Consider the following 18,464-nt stretch of genomic DNA (forward strand, 5'->3'; position numbering starts at 1 on the left):
AAGGTATGAAAATAGAAGTATGGTCAGATTTTGTCTGTCCGTTTTGTTATATAGGTAAACGCCGTTTAGAAATGGCTCTAGATCAATTTCCACATAAAGACCAAGTAGAGGTTGAGTTTAAAAGCTTTGAATTGGACCCTAATGCTCCAATACAAACTGAACAAGGTATTTATCAGGCATTAGCAGCTAAATTTGGAGCAAGTGAACAACAAGTTAGAGAAATGAATAAAGGTCTTATTCAACAAGCTTCTGACCTTGGTATAACATTTAACTATGAAGATATGAAGCCAACGAATACCTTTAATGCTCACCGTTTAAATAAATTCGCCAAAACAATTGGAAAAGAAACAGAATTAACTGAAAAACTATTGCATGCTTATTTTACAGATACAAAAAATGTCGGGGACATCTATACATTGGCTGACCTTGCAGAGGCTGCAGGAATAGATCGCAGTAAAGCTTTAGAAGTGTTAAATGACGAAACAGCCTTTGCAAATGAAGTGAGAGGCGATGAAAGAACAGCTCAACAAATCGGTGTAACAGGCGTACCTTTCTTTGTTGTGAATCAGAAGTATTCCATATCAGGTGCTCAACCACAAGAAACATTTTCACGTGCACTTACACAATTTTGGGAGGAAGAAAAACCAAAACCTAAGTTTCAGGAGCTACGCTTTGACAGTGGTGAAGGTGCTATTTGTACCGACGATGGTTGTGAAGTACCGAGCAATAGTAAGAAAAACTAATCGAAAAGACAGGGGCTAGTCCTCTGTCTTTTTTATATCTACCTACTCCATATCTTCAGTAATTTGATGTCCCTCAATATGTGGTGTAGGAGCATTTTTTAGATGCATGGTTCCTTTCGTTTCTTTTTCAATCTCATATGAGTTTTCCTTAAAATTCTTATGTTGATTTAATTTATTCTGTTTGTTCATAATTGAAACCTCCCTTGACTTGAGTTATATCTTTATTGTTCCAAATTTGACTAGCTTCATCCTCTCCCATCTTTCAATAGCCTTATTTTTCATATTATGGATTTGTTCACATCGGATAGTTTGTACTTATTTAGATATTCTAAAAATGAACTTTACTATTTAGGGGATGATGGTGATGAAAAAAGGACTTGTAACGATCTTATCAGCAGCTTGCATTCTAAGTGTTACAGGCTGTGCAGGCAATCAAACAGATAACGCAACAAATATGGGATTGAGAAATGATCAGGCTCCAATAACAAGAGTAAACTACAACGAGAATGATACTAACAGTAATCAAAATGCAACTGTCCAAACACGTGCAACAAAAAATGTTGAGCGTCTAGATGAAGTATCTCAAGCAAGAGTGATCATGAGAGGCAACGATGCTTATGTTACGGTTCGTTTAAACAAAAATGGAAACACGAATAATAACAATGGAACTACTGTTGGTAATAACAGTGCTACTAATTCTGGAACAACAGGAACTAACACGAATTTACGTGGAATGGCAAATGAATATAATAATGTGGGATTCAATAACCGTCATTCAAAAACAGCAAATACTGCTGATCGAAACAATAGTACAGAGATGGCTGAAAGAATAAATGAAACACCGGGTACAAATAATCCCTCAACAACTAGACCTGGCTTAGGAAATAACACAAATTTTACTACTAATGTAGATACTGATAATCGAAATACTCGTACTGGTCACTCAACACAGGTTTCAAGTCAGCTTAAACAGAAAATAGAGAATCAAGTTCGTGCAGCTAACAAAAATGTTGATGAAGTATTTGTTTCTGTTAACTAAGATTAGTTTTGGGACATAGTAAGAGCCTCTATTACTAATCAGAGGCTCTTTCTTTTCTTATATTAAGTTATCCTGTCTAAATGCTAAACCCTCTTCCTTCAAAGCAGACGTAAGCTTTGGTAATGAAGCTGGTCCCATTCCGTGAAAACGTAAAATTTCTTTTTCGCTATATGAAGAAAGTTGTTGCAATGTATAAATTCCATTGTTTTCTAAAGCTCGTCTAGCTGGTGCAGATAGCTTTGAGAGAAAGCCCTTTCTGGTTTGCTTTCTTGCTCACAAATCGGACAAGTTGGGCAATTGCTACTTTTAAAGTATTTGTGCCCTTCTTCACAGAACTTAAGTTTTTTAGATGTTGTCATAACAGATAACTCCCCTTATACAAAATCATAATTTTTTCTTTTGTCGAAACAAATCAACTGATTTATAGCCTTGAGATAAAATATCAACCATTTCTCCTCTGCGTTTTTCACGGGTCTTCTATTGCTTAGCTGAAGATAATTAATAATTGATACTCCTTTATCGTTTTTCGTTTATCCTTTATTGTTCATTCTCTAAATGTTTTTTTAATGCATCTAAGTCTTTTTCACATGCTTTTTTAAATGAGCCGACAACCAATTTACCAAAGATTTTCGATAACCCGGAAAGTCCATTTATTTCTCCATTCAATTTAACCTCTGTATGATCATTTATTGAAGAAAGGGTGTATGTAAACAAAAATTCGCCTTTTCCTGTCGTTCCTTTTGTTCCATCACAGCGAAGCACAATTTTATCTGGTTCTTTGAGTTCCACAACTTCAAAGTACTCTGAAGCTTCCTTTCCAAACATCTTTCTTGTTTCCTTCCATTCACTTCCTACCTTCAATGGTCCTTCATCGAGCCGCTCTATTCCTACAAAGCCTTGCATCCAATTCTCGGCAGAGTCAAGATCAAGTAAAGCTGTGTATGCCTTTTGTTTGGATACTTTTAGATTTTTTTGCGATTCAAAACGAATACTCATGCTCATTATCTCCTTAAAATTATTTTATCAATAGAAATCATTTTATCTTTCTATTCAATAAAAAAGTATTTTGTTTTGTTCAAATAATAAAAGGTTAAAAATCCTGCTTTTCCTATCATTCTATACACTTCAAGCTAAATCCAGTGAATCTACTTCTTATCTTTATAATATTTATTTCTTTATACATATAAAAGATTTTATTAAGGAAATTTATTATCCCACACAAAGCACTCGTGGTGAAACATTCAATTCAAGAGGGAGACACCGTACTCGTTCACTTTCATGTGTAACAAAATCCAGAAGATTTGGGAGTAGCTGTTGTAGATTACAATTCTATATCATTTTTCAAATATTTATCTCAAATTGATATTTGTTTCATATCGATTTGAGATATATAATGAAAATAAGAAATAACAGTAAACGCTTACAAGATTGTAACAACAACGTTACTTCTTATTAATAAGGAGGATATACCATGAGCCAATTAGCAAGAGAAATCAAAGTGAAGGATTTATTAGACAAACGCAAATTCAATGAAAAGGAAATCGCGGAGATGTCAGATCCACAAATTGAATATTTTCACTGGCTCTATTTTGAAGATTCAGTTTACGATTATATGTAAATACTATAAATAATTACGAAAAAGCTTTTGTACTCTTTGTACAAAAGCTTTTTGTTATGTATGACTAAACTTGTGCATGTCGCATTGCACATACCGTATTAATGGTGGAGCCTAGCGGGATCGAACCGCTGACCTCCTGCGTGCAAAGCAGGAGCTCTCCCAGCTGAGCTAAGGCCCCATATAGCACCGTTGAACCTTTTATTGATATGACAACACAAGCGCTACTTATACAGCCAGCTCATTCAAAGCTACCCTTCGACACATAGATTGTCCCACTTATGGCTGCTTCGTTCCCGTCCTGACCAGATTCATGGGTTTCTATTGCGAGGACTCCGAAAGTCAACACCGCTTATATAAGGCAAACCTTCCATTATCATACCGCTAAAAAGGAATTCATCCTCGCTAGAGCGGGTTGCGAGTTACAGGGCACCGCTACCTCCCCGACTATCAACGGTATGTATAAGAAAATGATATATGTTGTTTTTAAATCATTCCCACCTATGCCGTTTCCCCATATGTTTTGATAACCTGTTTTCAACAGGTGGGTTTCCGCATATTAACCTGCTGCAATCCTACTAAGGTAGGCGTGACATTGGTTAATCATATAGGAATCCCTAATAAATAGTAAGGTTTAAAACATGAAGGGGCAACGAACATTGCAGGATGAATAATGCAACCGAGAGGACTTGAACCTCCACGGGATCGCTCCCACTAGGCCCTCAACCTAGCGCGTCTGCCATTCCGCCACGATCGCAAAATAATAATATACCTCTTGGTGCCGCCCTGAGGAGTCGAACCTCAACTAAAAGTCACTCTACCAATTTGAGCATGATCGGCATAATTTGGTGGAATCGACCGGATTCGAACCGGTGTGCAAAGGTGTTTCCACTTATATTTCTACGAGTGTAGTCAGCAAAATTATGTTTCGCCCTCTTCTTTAGCCCACTGACAGGCATTGAAGTGGCTAGTCTGTTTCTTCTCTTCCTTCTTCCTCAGACGGTGGAATCAGGCGTAGTCCACTACGTTTGAGTCCCATATCCCTACCACATGGACGATGGAGGGCGGAACCGCTATCGACTGTTGTTAGGCAGCGAAAGCGAAGTTGTTTTGTTGTTTGCCAGTTGTAGGCTTTGACGTTTTTACGAGCTCGTCAACTCGACTCGCCATATAAGCTTAACCATCCCTGTCGATACCAAAACGATCCCATATTAGAGTAGTTTAAAACAATTCGGTTTTAACCGATTGTTAAATATCTGAGTTAGCACGATAATTTGTATGACGTATCGTGTATTCATAATATATCACGGAAAAATACTTCTGTGTAGTGGTAATAACCTGTGATTTTGGCATCTTTATCCTATTCTGTTAGGTAGAAAATAAAAAAGACACTACAATAGTGTCTTTTTAAAGGTGTATGTGGTTAACACTTATTACCGTAGATCGTTGCACCTATAATAATTAACAAAATGAATAGCACAACAATAAGCGCGAACGTATTCGGTCTATAAGCAGGAGCACAATATCCATAAGCAGGAGCTTCATAATAAGGCATTACCATAGGCTGATGAGGAACATTTTCTGCAGCAACATGAGGCATGTTTGCACCAGCCATATGAGGGCTGTTTTCGTAACCGTACATTTAAACATCTTCCTTTCAATTGTCGATTTTAAATTACTTAGACGATATAGTATATACGTATATCGAAATTTGGAGCCCGTCTAATCCTAAGAATGATTCATTTAGGAGCCTAAAAAGAAGCCCATTTTTCTTATTAAGATTAAATAAGAAAGTTTTAACACATACTATTTTTTGTCTAAAAGACAGTAAGTAATATTAGGAGAATTTTTATATGGATATGAAAAAAACAATAGGGAGTGTTTTAATGGGCATTTTAAGTGGTAATCCTCAAAACGAGCCATTACATTATGGAGAAGTTTTTGGTGCTTGGTCTTTTCTTTTAACTTCAAAAGCAGCAGTTGCCGGATATCAGACAAAGGTTAATCATGCTGGAGATGAGGACCTTAGTAAATTGCTAATGGAAGCAATAGATCAATGTCAACAAGAAATGAAACAGATTGAGACAATTTTAAAAGACAATGGAGTCGCTCTTCCTCCTACACCACCTGAACGTCCAAACGCTCGTTTAGAGGATATTCCAGCAGGAGCAAAGTTTATGGATCAAGAAATTGCAGCAGCTTTATCCGCAAGCATAGCTGCTGGATTGGTAGCATGTAGTCAAATGATTGGTCAAGCAATTAGAGAAGACATCGCTATGATGTTTGGTCAATTCCATACACAAAAAGCAGCACTTGGTGGCAAAGTGTTACGACTAAATAAAGAAAAAGGTTGGCTAATTCCACCTCCTCTTCATTTAAATAAAACAGAAGAATAATAAAAGGGAAAAACTGACTTTAAAAAGCTAAAAGATGACCTAAGTGAATGCTGGTCATCTTTTTATCATTCTTTTGAAATTTCAAGTGTGAGTCAATTTTGTCATTAACTCACACTTGAATTATTCAAAAAACTTACTTTATGTTAAATCTTTTTCTAAAGACTTGTTAGCAGGTGCAAACCATCCAAGTAAGGCTATTCCAACTAACACTCCATAAAAGATCAAAGTCCAGACCGTGCTGTGTGGAAAATGATGATCTAAGATACCGATATCTTCATGAGCCAAAGTAATGACTGCAAGTTTAACACCTACCCAAGCAACAATTGCATATGCTGTTGTTTCCAGAGCTGGACGTTTTGCAAGTAACTGAACAAACCATGTTGCTGCAAACTTGATTAAGATAAGACCAGCAATACCTCCTAAAACAACTACTATAAACTTTCCTCCATCCATACCACCGAAATTGCCTAGTGGTGAATCCGGAAGTCCAAGCGCCAGTGCTACTGCTGCAAGAATTGAATCAATCGCAAAAGCAAGGTCTGCCAATGCTATCTTACCTACAGTTGGCCAAAAACCTTTACCAGCTGCTTCCTTTTCTTCTTCCTCACGAATATTTTCATTTTCTTTACCGAAACGTGCCTGAATAATATGCTTTAATCCTAAGTAAAGAAGATAAGCTGCACCTATCGCCTGAATTTGCCAGACATTCGCAATAAATGATATAGCAAAAAGTGCAAGAAACCTGAATACAAAAGCCATGATAATTCCATAATTTATAGCTCTTTTTTTCTGATCCTCAGGTAAATGTTTAGCTATAACTGCCAGCACTAACGCATTATCAGCAGATAACAGTCCTTCCAACCCAATTAAAATCAACAATGCCCAGGCATACTCTAACCATAATGATTCCATTAATTTCTCTCCCTTCCATTACTAAACCTCTCATGTAAATGTTTCAATATCTATAGATTTTCCAAGCTAGCAACAGGTATCCTAGTGAAATAATGCTAAAAAACTTTTGAGCATTGTTTTATTTGAACTGATCGAAACTTCAATACGTTTTGTATTTTCACTGTAAGTAGTCTCGTCCTTCATAAAAAAATCATGCTGTGTATTTTTTTATTAAATGTGCACATTATTAATGAGTGATAAAAATCCGTCATAATTTGATATAACTGAATCATCCCCAAAAGGTATTATCTTATCCACTTCCCTTAATCATTCGCTAAATAATCACTTCCTATAAAAAATTTTATCAGCTTCTTTTTGCTTTGGTTTAATCGTTTTAATTTTCTTTAAGAAATAATAGTGCTTGTATATTGCAAGTAGCACTAAAATAACTTTTATCACTAGGATGTTTATGTAAAAGACCGAAAAAAGGATGAACGTATCTGCAATTAGGTTGATACGAATTTTTTCTTTAAGTGTCATGCCTTTTTTCTGTCGGAAACCTTCAACGTATTTATTATAGAATGAGGTACTTTGAAACCATCTTTCAAATTTCTTAGAGCTTTTTGCAAAGCAGAATGATGCTAAGAGAAAAAATGGACCTCCGGGTAAAATAGGGAGAATAATTCCCGCAACTCCAACACCAAGGGAAATAAATCCAAGAATAGCAAACATTATATTTTTTATATTTTTGATTGTTAATCACCTGATTTCTAATATAGTGAGGCTCAACGCTTTATCAAAAACTATTCATCTATTATTATAAGTTATTTTAAGGAAGATGTAGAATATTTTGTAACTAAATGAAATTGAAGAAAACTACTATATCATAAATAATCAATCAGGGGACATACTGTATTGGGCTGTGATGAATAAATGAAAGGAGTTTTCAAATATGGATAGAAGCAACGAAATAGTGGATAAAATGAAGAATATTTTTCAGGATACATGCGGTTCATGGCAAAACTGTACCGTTACAACAATTCAGGATTTCCTTGATCAATGTGAACAAAATAATATTGACTCACAGTTTTGCATGAGCTGGGTTGAACAACATCAACTTGAAATACCGGGATGGGAAACTGTTTCTAAGGTATCTCTTCAGTGGGTAAATGAACATACTTCAACAGGTGCCCCTCAATCATTTAAATAATAGAAACCAGGCGCTCTGAATATTAAGCGCCTGATTTCTATACCATAAAAAAATTATAAAAGCCCTACCTGTTGAAGTCCATGAAGTATACCATTTTCCTCAACTGATTTAGTTACGTATTTTGCGACTTCCTTCACACGATTTTCTGCATTTCCCATTGCTACACTATTCTTTATAGTTGAAAGCATTTCAATGTCATTTAAACCATCGCCAAAAGCATATTGATGTTCATCCGAAAATCCAAGCTTCTCAACGATTTTCTTAATTCCAATTGCCTTTGAACCGCCACTTGGGACAACATCCACTGAAAAAGGATGCCACCTTACAAAGTCAAAATCCTGATAATTCTGTTCGTATTGCTTTTCTTCTCCTTCTGGGCAAAATAAAAGCGTTTGATACAAATCACGACCTTTATAGTAGTACGGATCATGTGTAGGAAAATGTTTGATTTTTAATGATTGAATGCTTTCGTTAATATAGTGGTGTTCGGGAACATTTGCTTTCATATCTTCATGATCCATAAAGACAACAGGATGCTCATTCAGAAGAGCGTTTTCTGTTAATTTTTCGAGTGATGAAATCTTTAAAGGATTTGTAAAAAGTACTTCGCCATCTAATACGACATATTGACCATTATAGCTAACATATGTATTTATATTTAATTCTTCACGTAAATCTTCAAACATAAAAGGAGCTCGACCTGTTGCAATCGCAACAACATGTCCTTCATCTTTCAGTTTAAAAATAGCTTCTTTAGTTGAAAATGGTAATTCTTTATCATGTGTAAGTAAAGTTCCATCTATATCAAAAAAAATCACACTTTTAGTGGCCATCTCTATTCCTACTTTCTAAATATTTTATTATTTTCATCCTTTCACATAACGTAATTGTACCATAATCTGAGTCTCCCTCAATAATAGGCCCAATCACAGTTCATGAACAAATAATGAGGGATTTAATTATTTTTTACGCTTGGAGATATTCCAATCTAAGAGAATCTTAACAATTTATCAGGCAGATTGCTTTCAGAAAATACCATTATCCCATTTCTTTTCAATAAAGCTGTTGTTACCCCGTTTCCAATTACTTTTTTCCCCTTAAAACTACCATTGTAAATCATTGAACTTCCGCATGAAGGACTATAATCTTTTAAAATCACTACTTTTGCTTTCATCTCTATGGCTTTTTCTAATGTTGAATATGCACCTCTTATGTATAGCTCCGTTACATCTTTTCCTGACTTTTCCACCACTCTAGCATGTCCATCTAAAACATCTTCTCCATTTCCTCCAACAATTTCTGCTGGCTCTCTTGGTGTGGTGAAGCCTCCGAGTAATTCAGGACAAACGGTTACAGCTTTGTTTTCGTTTACTAAGTCCCTTATTTCTTTAAGTAGACTGTGTGTTCCATTGTATCTTACTTCCAAACCGGCCAAACAAGAGCTAACTAACAACACTCCACGTCATCTCCCTACATACTATTTAAATTTTTAATAATTTGTTGACATAGATATTTTGCATCATTTCCAACCCCAAGCAATAGTGCTGAGCCTCTTCTATGCTGCCATGGAAGTCCTAAAAAGTACAATCCACTAACACTAGTAACACCTCTTTTATGCTTTGGATTTCCATGTTTATCAAAAGCTTCTTTTATTTTAAGCCAATGATAATTTGAGTAAAATCCTGTTGCCCATATGATGTTTTTCACTTTTAATGTATCTCCATCTTCAAAGTATATGATCGTATGTTTAACATTTTTTGTTCTAGTCTTTAAGATCACTTTCCCTTTTCGAATTAATTCTTTTAATTCATATCCAAAAATAGGATCGCCTTGTTGTTGAAGCTTTTTAGCTATAAAAGAGTCACGGTTCGCATGTAAAATACCTAATTTATCAAACCACCAAAATATACTTTTAGAGGCAAAAGTTAACGGTAAGAATGTCAGCTTTTGACTAATAGATAAATATACTTCTTTTGATTTCGATAATTCAACCGCTATTTGTGTCCCAGAGTTTCCTCCCCCAATCACTAAAACAGCCCCATCCTGTAGTTGAGTACTATTTTTATATTGAGATGAGTGAAGTTGTTTAATGCTGTGATCTAGATTTTGAGAGATTTCAGGTATTTTCGGTGTTTGAAAAGGTCCTGTAGCAACTATTATTTGTTTTGCTAACAATTCTCCTCTATTTGTTACTACATGAAAAATATTTTTAGTTTTTTCTACTCTAATCACTTCGGTACCATGTTTTATTGGTAAAGAAAAGGTAGTTGCATATTTTTTAAGATACGCAACAATCTCGTTTTTTGGGGGAAATTCATCTACATTTCCTTCCATCATCAAACCTGGTAAAGAACTGTATCTTTTAGGTGTAAATAAAACCAAAGAATCATAGCGTTTCCTCCATACACTTCCAATTTCTTGCTCCTTATCTATAATTAAAAAGGATAAATGACTTTGCTTAAGAAAATACCCCATTGAAAGACCCGCTTGACCTGCACCAATAATTAAAACATCATATATCATCGTAACCACACCTCATACGCAATACATGCACATATATTCATATATACTTTACCCTCTTAGGTAAAATTTGTCAATAACATTCCTGAAATATGAAATAATAAAATAAAATAGCTAATTACGCAGTGCTCAAAGCTGCATAAAATAGCTTTTACTTATTTATAAACTGTTGACGATCATTAAAGAAAGTTTTATAACCAAATAATGTGAATATCATGACTGTTAGAGCTACACTTCCAGCAATACCGAGCAGAACAGCAATTTGATATTCAATCGCTATGATTGGATTTATTCCGGCTAATATTTGACCTGTCATCATCCCTGGTAAGAAAACAATTCCCATACCTACCATACTATTAATTGTTGGTAATATTGCTGAATCAAATGCAGAGTTGACAACAGACTTGGTCGCGGCTTCAGGCTTAGCTCCTAACATGAGTGCACCCTCAATTAAGTGCTTTTCCTTTTCGATACCTTCTACTAAATTCTTCACACCAAGAGTAATCCCTGTCATTGAGTTTCCTATAATCATTCCTGCTATTGGAATCAGATAATGAGGCTCATACCAAGGTTGAAAATGAATGACAACAAAATTAAAGTAAAGCAACGTTAGAAGCGAACCGGCCGTCATTGAGAGAGCAATAATTTGTTTTAGTTTTCTAGATAATGGTTTTGCCACCTGCTTGTATGTATTAAAAATTGAAAAAGTAAGCATAAACAGCACGATAAAGGTGATGATATAAGGGTTTGGATCCTCAAAAATGTACGTCAGGATGTACCCAACGAGCACTAATTGAATCGTCATTCTTGCTGTAGAAACAATAATGCGGATTTCTCTATTTAATCCTCTCCATCTAACGAATGCAATCAATAATATAATAAATAAATATCCAGCAGCTAGCCTCCACAGCTCAATATCTCTTATCACATTCTCCATCAACTCTCACCCCCACTTTTCTTTAAGGTAACAACATTTTCAGCATAAGTGGAAACAAGCTTTTGAGAATGTGTAATAAGAATGGCTGTTTTATTATTTTTCTTTATCATTTCGATAAAATTCTTCATGACCATTTCTTCTGTTACCTCATCTAGGGCTGAAGTCGGTTCATCCAATAAATAAACTTCCGCATCTAACAAAAGAATTCGTGCAAGCGCAAGTCTTTGTTTTTCCCCTCCTGAAAGGGTATCAGCCTTTTCATCAAGATCTTTCTCTAAATAAACAATAGTTAGTGCTTGCTTTAGCTCTTTATCTTCTTTTTCTTTTTCACCTGCGAAAATAAGACCTTTGTTCAAGTTTTCTCTAATTGTTCCTTCAAATATCGTCGGTTGTTGTGATAGCATGATAACATTTCTTCTATGATATATAGGATCAAGATCATCTATATTTTCTATCTTATAAAAAATCTGACCATGGTCTGGAGACAACATGATATTTAACATTTTTAATAATGTTGATTTTCCTGCACCACTTTCTCCGACAAGAAAAGTCACTTTATTTGCTGGTATATGAAGTGATTCAATATTTAATATTTCTTTGTAACGAATATTTTGTAATGTAAACATTGCACTACCTCCATAAAACCTATAATCTACTAAATTTAGAGATTTGTAAAATATTTTTCTTTTTTCAGTCCAAAAGTAGAAATTATCAAAAAACCTACGTAAAGCTAATTCTCATTACGTAGGTATTGTAATTGCCCTTGGTCTAGTTACTTTATACCATTCTAAACAAAGAAAATAAATAAGAACAAGGTCTATGAGATCCCCACCATAGTACATCAACATTGCTCCAGCCTCTGCCTGAACTTTTGAAACAGAAGCTGGTGGATAAACATATATTAATTTTGATAATATACCATGACTAGCTAGAGCACTGATTAAGACACAAGCACGATATGTAAAACTTGCTTTATGAGGGTTTGGGTCAAACGATATCATGGAAGACGTAAACAGATAACCTGCCAAAAAAACATGAATATGTATGATCAAATGCAAAAACACATTCTGATGCATGAGTGAGTAAAGGTCAGTTAAATAAAGTATCCATAACCCACCTATATTAAGCAAAGAAGAAGCGATTGGATCACTGATCATTCTAATTGGCCAGCTTCTTAAAACACGAGACAAACGTCGGGATGCTGTCACACTCAATGCCCTCATCATTAAAGATATTGGAGCTGCAAGGACCAATAATAACGGGGAAAGCATTCCAAGCAATAAATGACCAACCATATGAAATGTAAAATCGAAAAGTGCCCGATTAGCAATAGGTCCGATCAATGAAATAGCAGCACATAAAATACCTAATATCCAAAATATTGTTCGATAAAGAGGCCACTTTCTTTTTTTATGATTTGCAATTACAGCTGCATGCACATAAATGAAAAGAAGCAAGCAAAATCCTACTATAAAGTATAGATCAAGGGTACCAGTTAAATGGTGATTATGATTATCGTTCATATATAGCATCCATTCCCTTGCTTTTTTTCTCATGATTTTTGGTTTGAAACAAAAGAATAGAGCCAACTAAAATCATGATTGCGGCTATTATGTTCCAAATCAAATCATAAGGAAGGATATTTTCTACATAGCGAATCTGATGAATTCTCATTAATTTGTGTTGAATAATCCCATCGTAAAGTTGAAATCCACCGGAACCTACAAGCATACCTCCCCACCACCTTTTAAACCAAAATCCTTGTTTTCTTCGAAGATCGGCAAGTATAAACAACCCCCAAATTGTAGCAAACCAACTAAATGCATGAAAAAGTCCATCAGATATTAGTCCAACATCTGTTGTTGATCGATCATAAAAATGATGCCAACGCAAAAGTTGATGAAACACAGTTTCATCGATAAAGGCTGCTAAACCTATTCCAAATAAAAAACCAGACCATAGATTACATGATAAATATTTATTGAAATCAGAAAACATTCTTTTCCTCCTCAATTAAAGCTACCGATATATCCAGATAAACAGTTTAACCATTAAGAGGAATCCTATATACACCTTTTAATATCCTTGAATTAAAAAGAGTATACACTCTAGACGAATGTATACTCTTACTTTTAAACATGTCCATTTCATTCATTTTCGTTCCTGCATATATTTCATCCATTTTTTCTGTTTAAAACTACAAATGAAGTACCCAATAATCGATATGAACCCAATAGCTGTAGATAATTGCCAAAGAACAGATTGTCCGCTATATAATCCCATACAAAATCCGATTAGTCCTATTAGTAGTAGTTGAAAAAATCGTTTTTTATTATTTTCAAATATAACAAACTGGAAATGTCTTCTCTGCTCCGTTTCCTTTATTGACTCTAATTTCTGAGGTAGTCGTAAAAACTCATTTACAGAATGGACGACCTTAAAAACAGGCTGAGATTGAGCCCATTGCCAGAGAAACGTCCATTTAGAATTACCTTGCTTTTGTAGCCACCTCATAAAAACAGGTCTTCCTAATTCTAAAATTTCTGCTTCAGGCGCAACTTGACGAAGAATTCCTTCAATTGTTACAACTGATCGACCGAGAAAAACAAACCTTGTTGGAACTTGAATAGGTAGTGCTTGAATCATATCATTCATTTCCATTTTCAATTGAATTAAATCTGTTTCTTTTAAAGCAGCTGTATCAAAGGAAACTAATTCAGCAAGTAGTTTTTCCATTGTTCTAAAGTCAGCTTGAGGGTGTAGAAATCCTAATTGTGATAAGCATTCTACTGCTTTAGAGTAATCCTTTGCAAGTAAGCTTCCAATTAAACTTTGAAAATATGAAGCATCTTTTTTAGTTATTTCCCCCACCATTCCAAAATCTAATAAAATTACTTGTCCATCCTTAGTAATGAGGATATTTCCCGGATGTGGATCGGCGTGAAATATTCCAGGCTCGAGCCATTGAGGAAGAAAAACCTTAAGAAGTCGTTGTGCAAGCTCTTCACGATTTAACTCTAACGACTCAAGAGCTTTATCGTTAGTTAACCTTATTCCTTCAACCCATTCCATTACGATAATTTTTGATGTGCAAAGATCAGAATAAACATGTGGAATTTTCACGTCATCATCTTCTTTAAATCTTTCTTTAAAAAATAGTAATGATTTCATTTCTTTTTGAAAATCGAGTTCTTGCTCAATCACACTTTTTAATTCCTTGTATAACACTTTAAAATTAATAAATTCCTTAGGAATCGGAACAAAACGATCTGCAAACCAAATAACGATTCCTAACGTTCGAAAATCAATTGAAACAATAGATTGAATCTGTGGTCTTTGTACTTTTATAGCTACTTTTGCACCATTCTTTAAAATACCTTGATATACTTCCCCTATTGATGCAGATGCAATTGAGGTTTTCTCAATTGAACGTAGGTGTTGATCAAGTTCGCATCCCCATTCAGCTTCAATCACAGCTTGAATCTCCTTCCATTCTGAAGGAGGTACTTTATCAGTTAAATCCTGAATTTGCTTAATAAAGGAATGAGGAAGCAAATCGGCACGTATACTTAATATCTGACCAACTTTAATAAGCAAACCTTCTAATTCAAAAAGTGTTTTTCGAAAATCTGCCCCAATCTTTTCCCATAATAATTCCCATTCTTGTTCAGTTTTTTTTCTTAGTTTGAACCAATAAATCCTTATAAAAATTGAAAAAAATAATAACAAAACCTTTGACATACGAATCCACTTGCTTTTCATATTCATTATATAAACCTCTTTTTTAATTGATAAGTGCATTAAACACCTTAATTCAACAGAAAAAGAAAAAATCCTTTAAGTTCAGGAAATATTATACATTTAGAATGATTTAAAAGTGCCTCGCTTCCGTTTCTTGTAACCACTTGTCGCCTTCTTTCTTCGGAAGTAATCTCGATAACTCTTCGTCTGTTAAACAAAGGTATAGCATGTGCAAAAAGTTATTTTTTTTTATACTTATTTAAAGCTAGTTGGTAACCCTTACATTTATTTATCGTCAATATCTGGTCTATTGAGACAAAAATATCTCTTTTCAAGTGAATAAAAAAGGTTTAAGATATTATCTATCAAACAGCAAAGGGGTGAGACAATTGAAACATCTATTGCTGATAAAGTTATTTATGTTGCTATTAATCTTTCTTTCTGGCTTCCAACTTGTTTCAATGTCTACGAATTATCATCATCCTACAAATCAAGGAAAAATGATTGCTGTTGAGAATGAAGCAACTTCCGGAGTGCTGTTATTTGAAGAGGATGAACAAAAGCATTTTAACTTATTTCGCTCACTAGATACAGCTTACATTGTTTTAGTTACTGCTCTTACAATGTTTTTATTTGCTCAATTGGCAACACATACACAGCAATTAAGACCATTCTTATACGCTGTTTATTACCAATCCTCGTACTTTTCAAAAAATCATTTATATAAACCAACCTTGTATGCATAAATCAAAATTGGAGGTTTTATAAATGATGTTTTGGTTAAGAATGATTCCTGTTGTTATGTTTTCAATTACTGCTCTTAGTTTGTTCACATATCAAGGTATTGAAATTCTACATGCTTTTACAGACTATTTTAATAAAAAATAACCTAATGAAAGAGGGCTGACCAATTTGGTCAGCCCTCTTTATTTATTAGCTCTCTTTTTCCTCAGCGTCTTTAATCCACACTTCGGTTACAGAGCCAGCATCTTGTTCATCTAAGATAAATGAGCCATTGCTATAACGGTCATTTGCCCGTAGCGTTGACACATTAATACTTTCAACTACACCCTGTTGTGATTCCAAAAAGAACTCTTCTTTAGTATAAACAATTGCTCCCCCAACTATTCGATGAGGATTGTTTTTAAGTTCTCGAAGCATAATGAGACCTCGTTTTGCACGAGATGACTTCTCAAAATCATTGATAGACATCTTCTTAACTGCTCCTCTTTGAGTAGCAATGACTAAAAATGCCTTTTGATCTGGTTTTAATACATTTCCGCTAACAACATAGTCCTCCGGCTTTAAGTTAATTCCCTTAACTCCTGCAGCACGTGGACCTACAATATTCACTTCTTCTTCAGAAAACCACAATCCATAACCTAAATGAGTCACAAGGAATAAATCATCTTTCCCACTAGTGATATGAACGTTTACAACAGCGTCATCACCCTTTAAGTTAACAGCCACTAAAGGCTTCGAGTATCGTTGCGCTTTATATTGACTAAGCTCTGATTTTTTCACCATACCATGCTTTGTAATGAATGTAACAAAGAGAGGTTCATCAAAATTTTTAACAGGTATTGCCTTTAAAATTTCTTCATCCCGTTCAATTGGAATGATATTAGCTATATGTTGACCAAGGTCTTTCCAACGGATGTCTGGAAGTTCATGTACAGGACAGTACAGATAATTTCCTTTATTAGTAAACAACAGTACAACCTCTGTTGTATTAATGTCAAGTTTAGAAAGCAATCGGTCGGTTTCTTTCATTCCAAAATCCTGACCGTTCGATGCTGCAAATGAGCGTTGACTCGTTCTCTTCACATAGCCATCCTTTGTAACCGTCACAATTACATCTTCAGAGGCAATCATCACCTCAAGATTTATCTTAATTTCTTCAATTTCAGCTTCAATGACTGAACGACGGTCATCTGCATATGTTTTTTTCACTTTTTTCAAATCGGTCTTTATCACTTTTAATAAAACATTTTCATCATTTAGAATGCTTGATAGTTCTTCTATCTTTGAAGCTAATTCTTCTGATTCATTTCTTAACGCCGTTATATCTGTATTCGTTAAACGATAAAGTTGTAACGAAACGATCGCTTCTGCTTGAGGTTCAGTAAATTCATACTTTTGAATCAAGTTATCCTTTGCATCACGCTTATCTTTCGAAGCACGAATTGTTGCAATTACTTCATCTAAAATCGATAATGCTTTGATTAAACCTTCAACAATATGCTGACGTTCGCGAGCTTTACGAAGTTCATATTTCGAACGGTTTGTTACTACTTCTTTTTGATGACCAATATAAGCATCTAAGATGGAAGGCAAACTCATCAACGTCGGACGACGATTGTGAATCGCCACCATATTAAAGTTATACGTTATTTGGAGGTCACTATTTTTGTATAAATAGTTTAAGACGCCCTCTGCATTAGCATCCTTTTTCAGCTCAATTACAATACGAAGTCCTGTACGATCTGTCTCATCACGTACTTCTGCAATTCCTTCAACTTTGCGTTCAATACGAAATTCATCCATACGTTTAACAAGATTCGCCTTATTAACCTCGAAAGGAATTTCTGAAATGGAAATTTGCTGTTTTCCACCACGAATTTCTTCAATTTCGGCCTTCCCACGAACAATAATCTTGCCTTTACCTGTTTCATATGCCTTTTTTATACCTTCTACACCTTGAATGATTCCACCTGTTGGAAAATCAGGACCTTTAATCAAGGTCATTAATTCCTCAACCGTACAATTTGGTTTTTCCATTCGTTTTATAACAGCATCAATTACTTCACCAAGATGATGTGGAGGAATTTCTGTTGCGTATCCTGCAGATATACCAGTCGACCCATTAACTAGAAGATTGGGAAACATAGCTGGGAGCACTAAAGGCTCCTTACTTGTGTCATCAAAGTTTGGAACAAACTCAACAGTTTCCTTTTCTATATCACGTAAAAGTTCAGAAGCTATTGCTGATAATCTTGCTTCTGTATAACGCATTGCGGCTGGAGGGTCACCATCTATACTTCCATTGTTTCCATGCATCTGGATAAGAAGGTTTCGAACTTTCCAATCTTGACTCATACGAACCATTGCATCATAAACAGATGTGTCACCATGAGGATGATAGTTACCAATTACGTTACCGACTGTTTTTGCTGATTTACGGTAGTTTTTATCATTTGTATTCCCATCAACATGCATAGCATATAAAATTCTTCGTTGTACAGGTTTTAAGCCATCACGTGCATCAGGTAGTGCTCGATCTTGAATAATGTACTTACTATATCGCCCAAAACGGTCACCAAGCACATCTTCAAGAGGTAAATCACGAAAAATCTCTACTGAATCTGCCAA

20 protein-coding genes, 2 tRNA genes, 3 other RNA genes and 2 pseudogenes are annotated in these 18,464 nt (G+C 34.9%); 6 read left to right on the forward strand and 21 right to left on the reverse strand.

The annotated features are described in order from the left end of the window. The first annotated feature begins 5 nt into the window (after positions 1–5). Positions 6–743, forward strand: a complete 738-nt coding sequence (locus COD11_RS17840) for a DsbA family oxidoreductase (protein WP_098798255.1) — start codon at positions 6–8, stop codon at positions 741–743. A 42-nt stretch (positions 744–785) separates the two neighbouring features. Here the strand turns inward: COD11_RS17840 and COD11_RS26995 are convergent, their stop codons facing one another. Further along, positions 786–932 carry a hypothetical protein gene (locus COD11_RS26995; RefSeq protein WP_176551137.1) on the reverse strand — a complete coding sequence of 49 codons (147 nt, stop codon included), beginning with the start codon at positions 930–932 and terminating at the stop codon, positions 786–788. 175 nt (positions 933–1,107) lie between these two features. Between COD11_RS26995 and COD11_RS17845 the strand changes: the two genes are divergently transcribed. After that, complete coding sequence (locus COD11_RS17845) at positions 1,108–1,782, forward strand: hypothetical protein (RefSeq protein ID WP_098798256.1); 675 nt, start codon at positions 1,108–1,110, stop codon at positions 1,780–1,782. A 57-nt stretch (positions 1,783–1,839) separates the two neighbouring features. On the opposite strand, the pseudogene COD11_RS17850 reads toward COD11_RS17845, so the two are convergent. The 3 genes and pseudogenes from COD11_RS17850 to COD11_RS17860 all read right to left on the reverse strand — a co-directional run bounded on the left by COD11_RS17850 (position 1,840) and on the right by COD11_RS17860 (position 2,778). Beyond that, positions 1,840–2,141: pseudogene (locus COD11_RS17850) on the reverse strand (RNA polymerase alpha subunit C-terminal domain-containing protein). A gap of 25 nt (positions 2,142–2,166) precedes the next feature. Then, positions 2,167–2,259, reverse strand: a pseudogene (locus COD11_RS28220) (YdeI/OmpD-associated family protein); the annotation flags it as partial. 60 nt (positions 2,260–2,319) lie between these two features. Then, entirely contained in the window at positions 2,320–2,778 is a 459-nt protein-coding gene (locus tag COD11_RS17860; protein ID WP_098798257.1) for an SRPBCC family protein, read from the reverse strand. 475 nt (positions 2,779–3,253) lie between these two features. On the opposite strand from COD11_RS17860, the gene COD11_RS27000 reads away from it, so the two are divergent. Continuing rightward, positions 3,254–3,400, forward strand: coding sequence for a hypothetical protein (locus COD11_RS27000; protein ID WP_162987302.1), 147 nt, complete (start codon positions 3,254–3,256; stop codon positions 3,398–3,400). Between the two features lie 102 nt (positions 3,401–3,502). Here the strand turns inward: COD11_RS27000 and COD11_RS17865 are convergent. The 6 genes from COD11_RS17865 to COD11_RS28225 form a co-directional block, all read right to left on the reverse strand. Further along, positions 3,503–3,578, reverse strand: a tRNA-Ala gene (locus COD11_RS17865). 9 nt (positions 3,579–3,587) lie between these two features. After that, positions 3,588–3,853, reverse strand: an RNA gene (ffs, locus tag COD11_RS17870) — signal recognition particle sRNA large type. Between the two features lie 34 nt (positions 3,854–3,887). Then, positions 3,888–4,068, reverse strand: a non-coding RNA gene (ssrS, locus tag COD11_RS17875) — 6S RNA. Between the two features lie 3 nt (positions 4,069–4,071). Next, a tRNA-Leu gene (locus COD11_RS17880) sits at positions 4,072–4,154 on the reverse strand. Positions 4,155–4,243: 89 nt separating this feature from the next. Continuing rightward, positions 4,244–4,605: a transfer-messenger RNA gene (gene ssrA, locus COD11_RS17885) on the reverse strand. Positions 4,606–4,820: 215 nt separating this feature from the next. Then, complete coding sequence (locus COD11_RS28225; protein WP_141549706.1) at positions 4,821–4,952, reverse strand: YjcZ family sporulation protein; 132 nt, start codon at positions 4,950–4,952, stop codon at positions 4,821–4,823. A gap of 331 nt (positions 4,953–5,283) precedes the next feature. On the opposite strand from COD11_RS28225, the gene COD11_RS17895 reads away from it, so the two are divergent. Then, complete coding sequence (locus COD11_RS17895; protein WP_098798287.1) at positions 5,284–5,793, forward strand: DUF3231 family protein; 510 nt, start codon at positions 5,284–5,286, stop codon at positions 5,791–5,793. 138 nt (positions 5,794–5,931) lie between these two features. Here the strand turns inward: COD11_RS17895 and COD11_RS17900 are convergent, their stop codons facing one another. Then, complete coding sequence (locus COD11_RS17900) at positions 5,932–6,705, reverse strand: TerC family protein (RefSeq protein WP_098798259.1); 774 nt, start codon at positions 6,703–6,705, stop codon at positions 5,932–5,934. A 321-nt stretch (positions 6,706–7,026) separates the two neighbouring features. Further along, complete coding sequence (locus tag COD11_RS17905; RefSeq protein ID WP_231309511.1) at positions 7,027–7,416, reverse strand: YbaN family protein; 390 nt, start codon at positions 7,414–7,416, stop codon at positions 7,027–7,029. Positions 7,417–7,636: 220 nt separating this feature from the next. Here COD11_RS17905 and COD11_RS17910 point away from each other — a divergent pair, with 220 nt between their 5' ends. After that, a complete protein-coding gene (locus tag COD11_RS17910) occupies positions 7,637–7,894 on the forward strand; it encodes a hypothetical protein (protein ID WP_098798261.1) in 258 nt (85 codons plus the stop codon). 53 nt (positions 7,895–7,947) lie between these two features. Here COD11_RS17910 and COD11_RS17915 read toward each other — a convergent pair whose 3' ends face one another. The 8 genes from COD11_RS17915 to COD11_RS17950 form a co-directional block, all read right to left on the reverse strand. Next, positions 7,948–8,727: a Cof-type HAD-IIB family hydrolase gene (locus COD11_RS17915; RefSeq protein WP_098798262.1), complete on the reverse strand. Its 780-nt coding sequence runs from the start codon at positions 8,725–8,727 to the stop codon at positions 7,948–7,950. Positions 8,728–8,882: 155 nt separating this feature from the next. Continuing rightward, a complete protein-coding gene (locus COD11_RS17920) occupies positions 8,883–9,350 on the reverse strand; it encodes a 2-thiouracil desulfurase family protein (RefSeq protein ID WP_098798263.1) in 468 nt (155 codons plus the stop codon). Positions 9,351–9,364: 14 nt separating this feature from the next. Next, complete coding sequence (locus COD11_RS17925; protein WP_483296301.1) at positions 9,365–10,417, reverse strand: flavin-containing monooxygenase; 1,053 nt, start codon at positions 10,415–10,417, stop codon at positions 9,365–9,367. A gap of 148 nt (positions 10,418–10,565) precedes the next feature. Continuing rightward, positions 10,566–11,351 carry an ABC transporter permease gene (locus COD11_RS17930; protein ID WP_098798264.1) on the reverse strand — a complete coding sequence of 262 codons (786 nt, stop codon included), beginning with the start codon at positions 11,349–11,351 and terminating at the stop codon, positions 10,566–10,568. Next, entirely contained in the window at positions 11,351–11,977 is a 627-nt protein-coding gene (locus tag COD11_RS17935; RefSeq protein ID WP_098798265.1) for an ABC transporter ATP-binding protein, read from the reverse strand. The genes COD11_RS17930 and COD11_RS17935 overlap by 1 nt, the downstream gene beginning before the upstream one ends. A 114-nt stretch (positions 11,978–12,091) precedes the next feature. Beyond that, complete coding sequence (locus COD11_RS17940; RefSeq protein ID WP_098798266.1) at positions 12,092–12,874, reverse strand: cytochrome c oxidase assembly protein; 783 nt, start codon at positions 12,872–12,874, stop codon at positions 12,092–12,094. Further along, positions 12,864–13,349 carry a DUF2243 domain-containing protein gene (locus COD11_RS17945; protein WP_098798267.1) on the reverse strand — a complete coding sequence of 162 codons (486 nt, stop codon included), beginning with the start codon at positions 13,347–13,349 and terminating at the stop codon, positions 12,864–12,866. The genes COD11_RS17940 and COD11_RS17945 overlap by 11 nt, the downstream gene beginning before the upstream one ends. A 153-nt stretch (positions 13,350–13,502) precedes the next feature. Further along, positions 13,503–15,119 carry an ABC1 kinase family protein gene (locus COD11_RS17950; RefSeq protein WP_098798268.1) on the reverse strand — a complete coding sequence of 539 codons (1,617 nt, stop codon included), beginning with the start codon at positions 15,117–15,119 and terminating at the stop codon, positions 13,503–13,505. Between the two features lie 362 nt (positions 15,120–15,481). Between COD11_RS17950 and COD11_RS17955 the strand changes: the two genes are divergently transcribed. Then, positions 15,482–15,838 (forward strand): hypothetical protein, encoded by a 357-nt coding sequence (locus COD11_RS17955; RefSeq protein ID WP_098798269.1) that lies wholly within the window; start codon positions 15,482–15,484, stop codon positions 15,836–15,838. 187 nt (positions 15,839–16,025) lie between these two features. Here the strand turns inward: COD11_RS17955 and parC are convergent, their stop codons facing one another. Continuing rightward, the gene (gene parC / locus COD11_RS17960) at positions 16,026–18,464 is read right to left on the reverse strand and encodes a DNA topoisomerase IV subunit A (protein WP_098798270.1); all 2,439 of its coding nucleotides are present in this window, start codon (positions 18,462–18,464) and stop codon (positions 16,026–16,028) included.

This window comes from Bacillus sp. AFS040349 (assembly GCF_002577655.1).
Classification (GTDB): Bacteria; Bacillota; Bacilli; order Bacillales; family Bacillaceae; genus Metabacillus.